Annotated in this window: 17 protein-coding genes; 7 read left to right on the top strand and 10 right to left on the bottom strand. The window is 65.1% G+C overall.

Going from position 1 to position 13,785, the window contains the following annotated elements; genetic code table 11:
* The 5 genes from K1X15_RS20375 to K1X15_RS20355 form a co-directional block, all read right to left on the bottom strand.
* Positions 1–525 (bottom strand): DUF1294 domain-containing protein, encoded by a 525-nt coding sequence (locus K1X15_RS20375; RefSeq protein WP_220305356.1) that lies wholly within the window; start codon positions 523–525, stop codon positions 1–3.
* Positions 515–664, bottom strand: a complete 150-nt coding sequence (locus K1X15_RS20370; RefSeq protein WP_220305355.1) for a cold-shock protein — start codon at positions 662–664, stop codon at positions 515–517. Before K1X15_RS20370 ends, K1X15_RS20375 begins: the two co-directional genes overlap by 11 nt.
* Positions 665–757: 93 nt before the next feature.
* Positions 758–1,213, bottom strand: a complete 456-nt coding sequence (locus K1X15_RS20365; protein ID WP_220305354.1) for an NUDIX domain-containing protein — start codon at positions 1,211–1,213, stop codon at positions 758–760.
* Between the two features lie 9 nt (positions 1,214–1,222).
* Entirely contained in the window at positions 1,223–2,749 is a 1,527-nt protein-coding gene (locus K1X15_RS20360) for a YifB family Mg chelatase-like AAA ATPase (RefSeq protein ID WP_220305353.1), read from the bottom strand.
* Between the two features lie 75 nt (positions 2,750–2,824).
* The gene (locus tag K1X15_RS20355) at positions 2,825–3,058 is read right to left on the bottom strand and encodes a winged helix-turn-helix transcriptional regulator (protein WP_276315330.1); all 234 of its coding nucleotides are present in this window, start codon (positions 3,056–3,058) and stop codon (positions 2,825–2,827) included.
* Positions 3,059–3,202: 144 nt separating this feature from the next.
* Between K1X15_RS20355 and K1X15_RS20350 the strand changes: the two genes are divergently transcribed.
* From K1X15_RS20350 to K1X15_RS20335, 4 genes are all read left to right on the top strand, one after another.
* Positions 3,203–4,039, top strand: a complete 837-nt coding sequence (locus K1X15_RS20350; protein ID WP_220305351.1) for a glycoside hydrolase family 25 protein — start codon at positions 3,203–3,205, stop codon at positions 4,037–4,039.
* A gap of 86 nt (positions 4,040–4,125) precedes the next feature.
* A complete protein-coding gene (locus K1X15_RS20345; RefSeq protein WP_220305350.1) occupies positions 4,126–5,133 on the top strand; it encodes an SPFH domain-containing protein in 1,008 nt (335 codons plus the stop codon).
* A 12-nt stretch (positions 5,134–5,145) separates the two neighbouring features.
* Positions 5,146–5,595 (top strand): NfeD family protein, encoded by a 450-nt coding sequence (locus K1X15_RS20340; protein ID WP_220305349.1) that lies wholly within the window; start codon positions 5,146–5,148, stop codon positions 5,593–5,595.
* A gap of 109 nt (positions 5,596–5,704) precedes the next feature.
* Positions 5,705–6,970, top strand: coding sequence for an outer membrane beta-barrel protein (locus K1X15_RS20335; protein WP_220305348.1), 1,266 nt, complete (start codon positions 5,705–5,707; stop codon positions 6,968–6,970).
* Between the two features lie 23 nt (positions 6,971–6,993).
* On the opposite strand, the gene galU is transcribed toward K1X15_RS20335, so the two are convergent.
* Positions 6,994–7,878: a UTP--glucose-1-phosphate uridylyltransferase GalU gene (galU, locus tag K1X15_RS20330; RefSeq protein WP_220305347.1), complete on the bottom strand. Its 885-nt coding sequence runs from the start codon at positions 7,876–7,878 to the stop codon at positions 6,994–6,996.
* 108 nt (positions 7,879–7,986) lie between these two features.
* Here galU and galE point away from each other — a divergent pair, with 108 nt between their 5' ends.
* From galE to K1X15_RS20315, 3 genes are all read left to right on the top strand, one after another.
* Entirely contained in the window at positions 7,987–8,973 is a 987-nt protein-coding gene (galE, locus tag K1X15_RS20325) for a UDP-glucose 4-epimerase GalE (protein ID WP_220305346.1), read from the top strand.
* A 14-nt stretch (positions 8,974–8,987) separates the two neighbouring features.
* A complete protein-coding gene (locus K1X15_RS20320; RefSeq protein ID WP_220305345.1) occupies positions 8,988–10,184 on the top strand; it encodes a lytic murein transglycosylase in 1,197 nt (398 codons plus the stop codon).
* 72 nt (positions 10,185–10,256) lie between these two features.
* Positions 10,257–11,432 carry an SGNH/GDSL hydrolase family protein gene (locus K1X15_RS20315; RefSeq protein ID WP_220305344.1) on the top strand — a complete coding sequence of 392 codons (1,176 nt, stop codon included), beginning with the start codon at positions 10,257–10,259 and terminating at the stop codon, positions 11,430–11,432.
* On the opposite strand, the gene K1X15_RS21485 is transcribed toward K1X15_RS20315, so the two are convergent.
* The 4 genes from K1X15_RS21485 to gshB all read right to left on the bottom strand — a co-directional run bounded on the left by K1X15_RS21485 (position 11,426) and on the right by gshB (position 13,780).
* On the bottom strand, positions 11,426–11,548 hold the full coding sequence (locus tag K1X15_RS21485; RefSeq protein ID WP_276315283.1) for a hypothetical protein: 123 nt from the start codon (positions 11,546–11,548) through the stop codon (positions 11,426–11,428). The two genes, K1X15_RS20315 and K1X15_RS21485, sit on opposite strands and share 7 nt — an antisense overlap.
* Positions 11,549–11,671: 123 nt before the next feature.
* Positions 11,672–12,298: a MarC family protein gene (locus K1X15_RS20310; RefSeq protein ID WP_220305343.1), complete on the bottom strand. Its 627-nt coding sequence runs from the start codon at positions 12,296–12,298 to the stop codon at positions 11,672–11,674.
* Positions 12,299–12,366: 68 nt separating this feature from the next.
* Positions 12,367–12,738, bottom strand: coding sequence for a DUF2568 domain-containing protein (locus tag K1X15_RS20305; RefSeq protein ID WP_220305342.1), 372 nt, complete (start codon positions 12,736–12,738; stop codon positions 12,367–12,369).
* Positions 12,739–12,835: 97 nt separating this feature from the next.
* The gene (gshB, locus tag K1X15_RS20300; protein ID WP_220305341.1) at positions 12,836–13,780 is read right to left on the bottom strand and encodes a glutathione synthase; all 945 of its coding nucleotides are present in this window, start codon (positions 13,778–13,780) and stop codon (positions 12,836–12,838) included.
* Between the last annotated feature and the right edge of the window lie 5 nt (positions 13,781–13,785).

Here is a 13,785-nt window from a genome sequence, read left to right as displayed (position 1 = left end):
TTATCCACCGCGTTGTGCACCGGATGCCAGAAGCGAAGCCATTGACCTGGCGATGATATCGGCGTCGATCAGGCCGCCGGCAAAAGCCGCCAGCCAGAGCAGATGCGCGAGCAGAATCAGGGCGGTCGCGGCGACATAGCGCGGCTTTCGCGTCTTGTGCCGAAACAGCGTCTGGCCGAGAAGACCACCGACAAGGCCAAGGCAGAGATCGAGACCCAGAAGCGTCCCCTGGCTGATGCGCCACTGGCCGGTTTCCGCGAATGACTTGTCGAGGCGATAGGCCGTGAACGAAACCGCGCTAACAGCCGCGTATCCGGCAAGCAGCGCCCAGGGCAGGCGATCAAGAAGCGCGCCGGTCGCCATCAGCACGAGCAGCAGCAGGACACCGGCCAGGCGCCAGTCCAGGCCCGTTGACGTGGCGCCATGCCGTCGGGCGCCCGCCATCCCGACCGGATTGGCCCCCAGAATCCGGACACCCCTGGCCTGGGGCCGGCAATCGGCACCGAGACCGGGCTCAAATCTCACGCGGTCCCCAATGCGGGGTCGCGTGGCAAATACGGCCGATGGCGGATATATGCACGAAGTGGCGCCCGCCATCGCTGCCTTCGATGAAGCCGAAGCCACGCTCGTCGTTCCACTGCACCAGCTGTCCAGTTTCCGCCATGGCGCTCCGCCCCCATTTGCCGGGAGCGTAGTGCGCTCCCGATTAACGGGACCTGTAAATCGTCTTTCGGATTTGCAGATGGCGGGAAGGGTCTCAGAAGATCGACTGCTTGAGCGGCAGCTTGATGGGCGCGGGAAAGCCCGTCGCCAGGTCGTCCCAGAAGCGATCGCGCAGGATGTCGGGAAAGACGTGGCCCGCGGGCAGGCTGTCCCGCGCGAACCAGCCGGCCTCGCTGATCGCTTCGCCCTCGGCCGGATTGGCCGAGACGTCGATGTCGCCGGAGAGATAGTCGGCCAGGAACCAGAACTTGACGATGCGGCCCCAATCGTCGACCAGTTCATCGATATAGGCCATGACCCGCGCCTGGACCCGTACTCCCGCCTCTTCGAAGGCCTCGCGCTCGGCCGCCAATGGCAGTTCCTCGCTTCCCTCGACACCGCCGCCGGGACCGGCCCAGAAATCATGGACGCCGGGGCGGTAGTGCCGCACCAGCAGGATCCTGTCGTCGCGCAGCGCCAGGACGCCGGCGGAAATGCGATGCTTCATCATGGGGTCCGATCAGGCGGCACCGAAATTGAGCCGGTAGCTCAGGGCCTCGGCGACATGGGGCCGGGCAACCTTATCGGACCCGGCCAGATCGGCAAGGGTGCGCGCCACCTTGAGCACGCGATGATAGGCGCGGGCCGACAGGTTGAACCGCTCGGCGGCCTGGAGCAGCAAAGACTGGCTGCCCCGGTCCGGCTCGACCAGTTTTTCGATCAGCGCCGAGGGCGCCGCTGCATTGGTCAGCACCCGGGCGTGACCGGCATCGGCATAGCGCTGCCTTTGCCGCTCCCGGGCCGTCGCCACGCGGGCAGCGACGGCGGCGGAGCTTTCGGCCGGCGCACCGGGGGCGATCATGTCGGCAGCGGAGACGGCCGGCACATCGATGCGGATGTCGATACGATCCAGGAACGGACCTGAGACCCGGGCCTGGTACTCGCTGGCGCAGGCCGCGCCGCGCTTGCAGCTATGACCCGGCGTACCCGCCATGCCGCATTTGCAGGGGTTCATCGCCGCCACGAGCTGGAAGCGGGACGGATAGGAGACGCGGGCATTGGCGCGGGCAATGACAGTTTCGCCGCTTTCGAGCGGCTGGCGCAGGCTGTCGAGCACATTGGGGGCAAATTCGGGCAGTTCGTCGAGAAACAGGACGCCATTATGGGCGAGGCTCGCTTCCCCCGGCCGGACCTTGAGGCCGCCCCCGACCAGGGCCGCCATGGAGGCAGAATGGTGCGGGGCGCGAAACGGCCGCCGATCGGATAGAACGCCGCCCGCCAGCTCGCCGGCGATGGACTGGATCATGGAAATATCGAGCAGCTCGCGGGCCGAGAGCGGCGGCAAGATCGAGGGGAGGCGGGCCGCCAGCATGGATTTGCCGGCGCCGGGCGGCCCCACCATCAGGAGGTTGTGCCCACCGGCCGCCGCCACCTCGAGCGCGCGGCGGGCCACCGCCTGGCCGCGCACGTCGACAAGGTCGGGCAGGTCGCCGGCCGCCGCCAGATGCCGTCCCGGTTGCGGCCGCGCCTGCAATTGGTGGCCGGTCAGGTGATTGGCCAGGGCGATGAGACTGTCGGCGGCAATGATGTCGATGTCCTCGCCGGCCCAGGCGGCCTCGGGGCCGGAGGCCGCAGGGCAGATGATGCCCAACCCCTTGGCGCTCGCTGCCATGGCCGCAGGCAGGATGCCTCCGACGTGAGCCAGCCGCCCGTCCAGACCCAGTTCCCCGAGCGCCATGAACCCATCCAGCGCATCCTGGGGAATGGCGCCGAGCGCCCCCATCAGCGCCAGTGCAATGGGCACATCATAATGGCTGCCTTCCTTGGGCAGGTCGGCGGGGGCGAGGTTGATGGTGATGCGCTTGGGCGGCAGACCGAGACCGGATGCGGTGAGCGCCGCCCGCACCCGCTCGCCGCTTTCGCGCACCGCCTTGTCCGGCAGGCCGACCAGAACCAAGGCGGGAAAGCCCGGAGCAATATGCGCCTGCACATCGACCGCTACGGCCTCGATGCCCTGAAATGCCACGGTGGTAACACGCGCAACCATAGCTTTCGCCCCCAAGCTTCCCGGGGAGGCTAGCAGACCCACAAATCGTTAACAAGAACGAAGAGCGAACACCAATCAGTGCTGCAGTTGTGACCAGGCAAAGATGCCGGCCAATACGGTGACAAGGTCGCGTCCGGCCGGAGAAAGACAGTAACGGACGCGGCGGCGCGCGCCATCCTGGGTCAGGCGCAGGACAAGACCATCGGCCGTCAGCTCCTGGAGTTGCGCGGCGATAACCTTGCGGCTGGCGCCCGGCATGGCCCGCACCAGTTCCAGGAGATGCAACTGAAGACATATCAACTGGTTGATCCGCCATCGGCTTTGAACGAAGGGCGAACGAAAGAAGGAGTATTAACCATGCGGGCTGCCACAATGGTTACCCTAAATCTCCATTAACCGCGCCATGTTGAATCAAAGGTCAGGTTTAGTCTTGCGTACCGAGTGTCTTCAATCATGGCCCCGCTGTTTACCCGCTCCGTCTCCGCCCTTTTTCGTGGCGCCGTTCTGAGCCTGACCGTGGTGGCGCTGGCCGCCTGCGGCAGCATGGGTGGGCTCTACAATGCCATTCCCGGCGACAACCGGCCCCATGCCAAGGTCGACCGCGCCCGGGGCATGCCGATCCAGGGGATCGATGTGGCGCGGTACCAGGAGAATGTCGATTTCGACCGCGCGCGCGCCGGCGGCACGCATTTCGTCTTCATGAAGGCGACCGAGGGCAAGGACTATGTCGATCCCAATTTCCGCGCCAATTGGGAACGGGCCCGCGATGCCGGGATGCCGCGCGGCGTCTATCATTTCATGACCTGGTGTTCGCTGGCCTCCGAACAGGCCGCCTGGTTCACCCAGAACGTGCCCTATGATCCGAGCGCGCTGCCGCCGGTGCTCGACCTCGAATGGAACAATCATTCAAGCTGCAAGACCAAGCCGAACAAGGCCGATGCGCTCGAAAAAATCCGGCTGATGCTGGAGGTGATGGAGCGCCATACCGGTAAGCTGCCGATCATCTATACCGACATGACGTTCCACCGCGACATTCTGGAGGGCGAGTACTTCCCCAATGCCTTCTGGTTGCGCTCGACCGCCGCCGAGCCGCATGAGCGCTACAACAATCGCCCCTGGACCTTCTGGCAATATACCCAGACCGGGGTGGTGCCGGGCGTCCGGGGCGAGGTCGACCGCAATGTGTTCTATGGCTCGACCGAGGACTGGCTGATGTTCCTCTATACCGGCTGCGACCCGCGCGCCGTCGCCGCGCTGCAGGCCACCGGCCGTTGCCTGCCGGCCAAGTAGTTCTCCGCACGCCTTGAAATTGCCGCTACCCAAGGCCGGCCGCGCCGCATAAAGTTGCGGCGGGCGTGGGCTGGAGGGACAAGGCCATGGAATTTCTCAACGATTTTGGGCCCGACGGGTTGAGCGTCGTGCTGATCGGGCTGGGCATATTGGCGGTGCTGGTGCTGTTCGCCGGCGCCAAGACCGTGCCGCAGGGCTATAATTTCACCATCGAGCGCTTCGGGAAATATACCCGCACGCTCAAGCCCGGCCTCAATCTCATCGTCCCGTTCATCGATGTCATCGGCAAGAAGATCAACGTCATGGAGCAGGTGCTGGACGTGCCGCACCAGGAGGTCATCACCCGCGACAACGCCACGGTGACGGCCAATGGCGTCACTTTCTACCAGATCCTGGATGCAGCCTCGGCCGCCTATGAAGTGACCAATCTGGAAAATGCCATCCTCAACCTGACCATGACCAATATCCGCTCGGTGATGGGCTCGATGGACCTTGACGAACTGCTCAGCCATCGCGACGAAATCAACGACAAGGTGCTGCGCGTCGTCGATACCGCCGTCTCGCCCTGGGGCGTCAAGATCACCCGTATCGAGATCAAGGACATCGACCCGCCCAAGGACCTGGTGGAATCGATGGGCCGGCAGATGAAGGCCGAGCGCGAAAAGCGCGCCACCATTCTCGAGGCTGAGGGACGCCGCCAAGCCGCCATCCTCAAGGCCGAGGGCGAGAAGCAGGCGCAGGTGCTGGAAGCCGAGGGTCGCCGCGAGGCCGCTTTCCGTGACGCCGAGGCGCGGGAGCGCGCCGCCGAGGCCGAAGCCAAGGCAACCCAGCTGGTCTCGGACGCCATCGCCGCGGGCAATGTGCAGGCCATCAACTATTTCGTCGCCAACAATTACATCAAGGCGCTCGAAGGCATTGCCACTTCGCCCAACCAGAAGCTGCTGATGCTGCCGGTGGACGCAGCCGGCGTGATCGGCGCCATTGGCGGCATTGCCGAGATCGCCAAGGAGACGTTTGGTGGTGAAAAGCCCGCCGGGCAGCACCGCCCGACCAGCCGCCCACCCAATACCACGCCACCCGCCAGCGAACTGTGACCGGGGCCGGCCATGCAGATCATCGCCTTTCTGGCTGAAAACGCCCCCTGGAGCTGGATCATCGCCGGCCTGGTGCTGCTGGCGCTGGAACTGGTCGTGCCCGGGGGGTTCCTGTTGTGGATGGGCATTGCCGGCATTCTCACCGGACTGCTGGTGCTGTTCCAGCCGCTCGCCTGGCCGATCCAATGGCTGATCTTCGGCGTACTGTCGCTGGTCAGTATCCTGATCTGGGTGCGCCTGACGCGCAATCGCGCGGCCCAGACGGACCGCCCCCTCCTCAATCAGCGGGCAGAGCATTTCATCGGGCACGAGGCCGTGCTCGAGCAACCCATTGTCGGCGGCTTCGGCCGCCTCGCCCTGGGCGACACCATCTGGCGCATTGCCGGGCCCGATCTGCCGAGGGGACAGAAGGTGCGCATCGTCGGGGCCGAGGGCAATGTGCTGCGGGTCGAGGCGGCCTAGGGACATTCCCGCAAGCATTCATTAACCATAAGCTGAAAGGATGGCGGCGCAGCCCAGAGGGGCACCGCCGGCATGCGCACGCCTGTCGGTACCAGGGACGGGGCAGGACGTGATCCGGCGACAACTGACATTGCTGACCGTGCTGCTGGCCTCCAGCGCACCCGCCGGCCTTGCCCTTGCCGATCCGCTGGGGCCGGACGACGCCAAACTCGACAGCGAGCGATTGACGCCGGGCCTATATCCCGCAGCGCCGGTTCCCCAGGCCTTCGCGGTCCCGGCAGAACCGGGCACCCCGCCGTTCGAGCTCGACTGGTCGGTCGGCCTCAAGGGCAGCTATACGACCTCATCGGCTGGCGACAGCTTTGTCACCGCGCTGACCCCCGCAGTCACCGCCACCCACCAGGGCGTGCGCACCGATCTCACCGCCGCCGGCAGCGCCACCCTGGCGCGACAGGGTGATGGCACAATCACGGCCTCGGCCCTCAGCCTCGATCTCGACGCCCAGACGCGACTGGATCGCGACACCACGATTTCCGGCCACGCCGGCCTCGACCTGACGCAGGACCTGCCGGGCCTGCCGGGCAGCAACCCGCTGGTCACCAGGCCGCCGCAGGTGCTCACCGGCGCGATCGATGGCACGATCGAGCGCCGCTTCGGGCGCTTCAATCTCGGCCTCAAGGGATCGGTGGCCCGCACGCTCTATGGCCCCACCACCCGCACCGACACGGGCGTCACCGACAATTCGAGCCAGAATGTGTGGGAGGGCGATGCCAGCCTGCGTCTGGGGCTGCAGGCGACGCCGATCCTGGAAGTGTTCGGGGAAGCCTCACTGGGCCGCGACTGGTTCGACCAGGCTCCGGCCAGCGGTGTCAGCAGCAATGCCACAAGCCGGGCCCTGCGCGCCGGGATTGCCGGCGACTGGAACGGCGTCTGGTCCGCCAGCGCCTCGCTGGGCGTCGGCCTGCATGATTTCGACGATGCGAGCCTCAGCGACATCACCACACGGCTCTATGATGCCAGCCTCACCTATACGCCCGACGAGACGCTCAAACTCAGCGCAACCCTTGAAACCAAGGTGACGCCGACCGGTGCCGACACGCCTGGCACCGCCAGGGTAGCGCATGTGGCCACTGCCGATGTCGACTACACGGTCAATTCCTGGCTGCGCCTGCGCGCTTCAGCCGATTGGGGCTATTCCTGGCTCGAAGGGAGCAACGAGACCGAGCGCAGCCATGGCCTGGGCGCGGGTGCCGACTACAAGCTCAATTCCCACGCCATCGTATCCGCCGACTATGGCTATGCCCATCGCGACAACAGCAATAGCGGCGTGTTCGACAGCCATACGGTCAGCCTGGGCGTGACCATCAAGCGATAGCCGCGACCAAGCAGCCGACCCGGCTAGAGCTGGTCCTCGAGATCGAGCTTGCGCAGTTCCTCGACAAAGCCGGGGCGAATGTCGGGGCGGTCGAGCGCAAACACCACATTGGCGGTCAGGAAGCCCAGCTTGGAGCCGCAGTCAAAGACCTTGCCCTCATATTTCACGCCGGTGAAGCGCTGTTGCCCCATGAGCGTCTGCATGGCGTCGGTGAGCTGGATTTCGCCGCCGGCGCCGCGCGTCTGCTCGGCCAGGAGGGCAAAGATCTCGGGCTGCAGGATATAGCGGCCGGAGATGAAGAGGTTCGAGGGCGCCTCGTCGCGCTTGGGTTTTTCCACCATGCCATTGATGGCGAAACCTTCGTCGGGGCCATCGCCGCGCACCACCACGCCATAGGAGGAGACATCCTCCCAGGCGCATTCCTCGACGCCGATGATATTGCCGGCCCGTTCCTCATAGGCATCCATCATCTGCTTGAGCACGCCGGGCTTGGCCTTGAAGATCATGTCGGGGAGCAGCAGGGCAAAGGGCTGATCGCCGACAATATCGCGCGCGCACCAGACGGCGTGGCCGAGGCCCAGCGGTTCCTGCTGGCGGGTGAAGCTGGTGCGGCCGGCCGAGGGCAGGTCCTGCTGCAATTCTTCGAGCGCCTCGGTCTTGCCGCGGCTCTCCAGCGTCGCCTCGAGCTCGAACTGGCGGTCGAAATGGTCCTCGATCACGCCCTTGTTGCGCCCGGTGACGAAGACGAAATGCTCGATACCGGCCTCGCGCGCCTCGTCCACGGCGTATTGGATCAGCGGGCGGTCCACCACGGTCAGCATTTCCTTGGGCATGGCCTTGGTTGCAGGCAGGAAACGGGTTCCCAGACCTGCGACTGGAAACACGGCTGTACGGACACGTTTGGACACGCGATGCTCTCCTGAGTGGCTTTCGAGGTAGTCGGTGTAAACCTAAATCAACATCTGCCACATAATGTTGCAACCAAATAGCATTTCTATATCTGGGAGTTGGCGAATATGGCTGTCTTGGTTACCGGGGGCGCCGGATATATCGGCAGCCACATGGTGCTCAACCTGGCCGATGCCGGCGAGACCGTGGTGGTGCTCGACAACCTGGTTACCGGGTTCGACTGGGCGATCGACGGACGGGCCCTGTTCGAGACCGGCAATGCCGGTGACATCGACCTGGTTCTCAAGCTGATCGAGAAGCACGGCATCACCGAAATCGTGCATTTCGCGGGCTCGATCGTGGTGCCCGAGTCGGTCACCAACCCGCTCAAATACTACGCCAACAACACCGCAACCTCGCGCAACCTCATCGAGGCGGCGGTGCGGGGCGGGGTGAAGCATTTCATCTTCTCTTCGACTGCGGCGGTCTATGGCATGACCGGGCTGGCGCCGGTGATCGAAACCACCCCACTCAACCCGATGTCGCCCTATGGCCGGTCCAAGCTGATGACCGAATGGATGCTGGCCGACGTGGCGGCGGCCCATCCCATCACCTATGGCGTCCTGCGCTATTTCAACGTCGCCGGCGCCGATCCGGACAAGCGCTCCGGCCAGTCGACGCCCGAAGCCACGCATCTGATCAAGGTTGCGTGCCAGGTGGCGCTGGGCAAGCGCGAGAAGATGGACATTTTCGGCACCGATTATGAAACTCCCGACGGCACCTGCGTACGCGACTATATCCACGTCACCGACCTCATAGCCGCCCATGCCCTGTTGCTGGGCCATTTGCGCGGGGGCGGCGAGAGCACCACGCTCAACTGCGCCTATGGGCGCGGTTATTCGGTGCGCGAGGTGGTCGACACAGTGCGCAAGGTCTCCGGCGTCAACCTGCGCGCCGATGAAGGCCCGCGCCGCGCCGGCGATCCGGCCTCGATCACTGCCACGGGCGAGAAGGTGCGCCAATTGCTCGGCTGGGTGCCGCAGCACGACGACCTCAACGAGATCGTCAAGACCGCCTATGATTGGGAGCGCCATCTGCTGACGCGCAACAGGTAACGGGGACGAAGGCCATGCGGTGGGTTGCTCTGATCTGGCTGGCGCTGGTCGCCCCGGCAATAGCGCAGCCGCAGGAGAGCTTTTCCGTTTTTCTCGACCAGTTTCGCGCCGAGGCGGTCGCGGCGGGCATCGACGGCCAGTTTTATGACGCCATAGTATCGCAGCTGACCCCCGACCCCCGCGTTCCGAGCCTGGTGGAAACGCAGCCGGAGTTCACCACACCGATCTGGGACTATCTCGATGCCCGGGTCAGCGCGGGCCGCATCGAACGCGGCAAGGCGGCGCTGGGCCGCCACGGCACGCTCTTTGCGGCGATCGGCCAGCGCTATGGGGTCGATCCCTATGTGCTCGGCGCGATCTGGGGCATGGAGACCGATTATGGGGCTGTGCTGTCCAATGACAGCCTGATCCGTCCCATTGTACGGTCCCTCGCCACGGTGGCCTGGCAGCGCCGCAGCCGCTTTGCCGACGACAAGGCCGATTTCATCGCGGCGCTGAAACTGGCCGCCGCCAATGATGGTATATCGCCCATCGGCTCCTGGGCAGGCGCGATCGGACATCTTCAGGTCAACCCATCCAATGTGCTGGCCCATGGCACCGACGGGGACGGGGACGGGCGGGTAGACCTGCACAATTCCCTCGCCGATGCGCTGGCCACGAGCGCCATTTATCTGCGGCGCCTGGGGTACCAGCCGGGGCTGGACTGGGGCTTCGAGGTCGAAGTACCGGCGGGATTCGACTATCTGCTCGCGACCCGCGATCAGCTCAGGCCGGTGTCCTTCTTTGCCGAGCGCGGCATCACAAGGGTTGCCGGGCGGTCCTTTGCCGATCCCGACATGCCGGTCTTCCTCTATGTGCCGGCCGGCAAGCACGGCCCGAAATTCCTCATGACCGGCAATTACCTCGCCCTCAAGGGTTACAATTTCTCCGACAGCTATGCGCTGGCAGTGGCGCATCTGACAGACCGGCTGAAGGGCAGCGGCGCCTTTGTTGCGCCGTGGCCGCGCGACACGCAGTTTCCCAATCTGGCCCAGCGCCAGGCCATCCAGCAGGCACTGAAACAGCTCGGCCTCTATGACGGGGCGGTCGATGGCCGCCTCGGCCCGATCACCCAGGCAGCCTATGCCCGCTTTCAGGCCATGCAGGGGCAAGTCGCCGATGGCTTCGTCACTCGTGCCGCCTACGAGGCGCTGGCATCAGCGACGCAGTAACGCAAGCGGGAGCGCGTTGGCCTTGCGCCGGGGCCGGTGCTACAAGGCGGGAGTGTCGAAGCGGATTTGAGTATGAAGCGGCTCCTCCTCGTAATCCTTCTGGGTGTGCTGGTGCTGGCCGACGCGGGTCCCGTGCTGGCCCAACCGGTCATGGGCGAACGCATGCTGGTCGCGCAGAACGAGCAACCGCGCCGCCGGACCCTGTTCGACCTGCTTTTCGGCGAGGAGCCAGCCCCGGCCCCGCAGGTGCAGCAGACCCAGCCCCGGCAGCAGGCGGCCCCTGCGACACCACCGCCGCCGCCAAAGCCGCAGATCGACAAGGCTCCCGACGCCACGCGGCTGGCCGTGTTCGGCGATTCTCTGGCCATTGACCTCAGCAAGGCGCTGGAGCGCTTCTATGCCGAGGATCCCAATCTGGTGGTCATCGAGCAGGGCGTCAGCTCGTCCGGCTTCGTGCGGGACGATTATTTCGACTGGAACGCGGCCCTGGCCAAGGAGATCGCCGCCGACAGCTTTGACCTCGCCGTGGTGATCATCGGCATCAATGACCGGCAGGAAATCAGCGCCAATGGGCAGACCTATGAGCCATTGAGCGAGGGGTGGACCAACGCCTACCAGGCCCGGCTCAATACGTTTCTCGGGCAGTTGCGGGCGGCGCGCAAGCCGGTGGTCTGGATGGGCCTGCCGCCGATGTCGCGCAGCCAGTATTCGGCCGCGATGACGCAGATCAGCGCGCTACACAGGCTGGCCGCCTTTTCCGGCGGCGCGGAATTTGTCGACATCTATGACCGCTTTGCCGACGAAGACGGCAAATATGCTGCCTATGGACCGGATGTGAACGGGCAGAACGCGCTGATGCGCAAGGATGACGGCATCCATTTCTCCTCGGCGGGCTCGGACAAGCTGGCCTTCTACATCAGCCAGTCGATCCGATCCTTCTATCGGGGCGGACGGGTGAGCGTGGCCGTGGCCGACCCGCTGCAAGGCACGGATGCGGCCGGCCTGTTGCGGCCACCCTATCAGGGCCTGGGGCAGATCAGGCTGCTCGAAGTGGCCGGGGCGGTGATGCCGCTCAATCGGGCGCCCGACCGCGCCAGCGACCTGCTGCTGGCCACCGGCACGCCCGAGGCGCCGGCGGCTTTCCCGCTCGATGAACTGGTGCAGGCACCAATTGGCCGGGTCGATGCCTTCGGTGTCGGGATCACCGCCGAGACCGAAACGGGCCGGCCCACCGGAGCGGCTCAGTAGGCGGCCAGCCCCACAGCGACAGGCGTCAGCATTTCCGAACGCGCGGCGCCGGTTCCGGCCACGCTGGTGGCCATGATGGCAAAGATCAGCAGGAGCAGGGCGGCAGCCAGGCGCATTGGGGGACTCCCCGACAGGATTGCTGCGTATCTGTGCGCCCGGCAGCGCTCCGGTTCAATGACAGCGTTAAGGCTTGCTTAACGCCGACAATTTTCAGAAATTTTGCAGCAATTCCAGCACGCTCAGGCGCCCAGCAGACCGCTGGCCTTGATGCCGTCGAAGACGAACTGCACGGCCAGCGCGGCCAAGAGGATGCCCCCGATACGCGACACCACCGAGAGCCCGGTGAGGCCCAGGAGGCGCTGGATCGGGATGGCGATCAGCAGCGTAAGCCAGCACAGGGCGAGGATGACGACAATGGCCGCCAGCACCAGCCAGAAGTCGAGATCGGTCCTGGCACCGGTAGTGAGGAGGATGACGGCGCTGATGGCACCCGGGCCGGCCATCAGCGGCATCGCGAGGGGAAAGACCGAAATATCGTGGCTCTGCCGAGCCTCGATCTCTTCCTCGCTGGTGGTGCCGGTGCCACCCGAATGGCGGGCGAACACCATGTCGATGGCGATCAACAGCAGCAGGACGCCGCCCGCGGTGCGCAGGGCCGGGATGGTGATGCCGAACAAGTCGAGGATGGCATTGCCCAGGACGGCAAAGAACAGAAGAATCGCCAGCGCCACCAGCACGCCGCGCGTCGCAAAGATGCGGCGCTGGGCCGGCGTATTGTCCTTGGTCAGTGCCGCAAAGATGAAGGCAATGTCGGCCACGCCGACCGTGGCGAACAGCGTTGCGAATGCGACCAGAAAAGTGTTCATGCGTGCCCCCGGACCTGTGCCCCAGCACTAGGGCATTTCGGGGCGGGGAGCAAATGTGGGACGTCGCGTCACCGGCGGCCCGTGAGCATGGCGAAGGTGCGAGGGTAGTCGAGGCCGTAGTGCACGAGCAGAACCAGGACGAAGCCGACCGCCAGGTCCTGCCGGCCGAGCCCGAGCAGGGCAGCCACGGCAATAGCGAAATAGATCGCTTCGAGCAGTAGTCGCAACTGTCCCCCGATCTCCACCACCGGCGCGCCGCCATCATTGGCCATCCGGAAAACACCCCAGGCGGCGGCCATGGCTACAGGCAGCAGCAGTCCCAGCGCGATCCGCAGGAGCCAGTTGGAAGTCGTGGTGAAACCCCACCAGCCGACAGCAAGCAACGCTGCCAGTTCCAGCACCAATCTGAGCGCCATATTGGACCAGTAGAGCACAAGCATCTGTGTCGATCTCCGTTTCGGATGATCGCGTTCTACCCACGGCGCCCGGGAGTGGCGATTACCCAGAAAGCCATGACCGACCTACACAAATGAAGAGCTACCCCCGGCGCTTTTCAATGGCGTCCCAGATCAGCACCGCGATGTCGGGGCCGCCGAAGCGCTTGATCTCGCGAATGCCTGTGGGGGAGGTGACGTTGATCTCGGTGAGATAGCCGCCAATGACGTCGATGCCGACAAAGATCATGCCGCGCTCCTTGAGCGCCGGGGCGATGCGGGCGCAGATCTCCATCTCGCGCTCGGTGAGCGGGGAGAGTTCGGGGCGGCCACCCACATGCATGTTGGAGCGGGCCTCGCCCTCGGCGGGAATGCGGTTCAGGCCCATGACCGGCTCGCCATCGATGATGATGATGCGCTTGTCGCCCTTGCGCACGTCGGGCAGGTAGCGCTGCACCATGAAGGGCTCGCGATAGTTCTGCTCGAAGAGTTCGAGCAGGCTCGCCAGGTTGTGGTCGCCCTCCTGAATGAAGAACACGCCGGCGCCGCCATTGCCGTAGAGCGGCTTGACGATGATGTTGCCGTGCTCGCGGCGGAAGGCATGGATTTCGGTGCGATCACGGGTCACCAGCGTGGGCGGCATCAAGTCCGGAAATTCGGTGACGAGGATCTTTTCGGGCGCATTGCGCACGGCCGAGGGCGGATTGACCACTAGGGTCTTGGGGTGAATGCGCTCGAGCATGTGCGTGAGCGTGATGTAGTTCATGTCGAAGGGCGGGTCCTGACGCATCAGCACCACGTCCTGGGTGGAGAGGTCCACCCGCGCTGCCTCACCCAGCGTGAAATGCTGGCCCTTTTCGGCGTCGGTGACGGCAATAGGCTGGGCCAGCGCGCTCACCTTATTGTCGCGGAGGGCGAGCGTGTCGGGGGTATAGTGCAAGAGTTCATGCCCGCGCGCCTGCGCCTCGAGCATCATGGCGAAAGTGGAATCGCCGCGCGGATTGATGGTGGCGACATGGTCCATCTGGACCGCGACTTTGAGCTTCATGACAC

It is taken from the genome of Devosia salina (genome assembly GCF_019504385.1).
Classification (GTDB): Bacteria; Pseudomonadota; Alphaproteobacteria; order Rhizobiales; family Devosiaceae; genus Devosia; species Devosia salina.
This window is presented reverse-complemented; position numbering and strand designations above follow the sequence as displayed.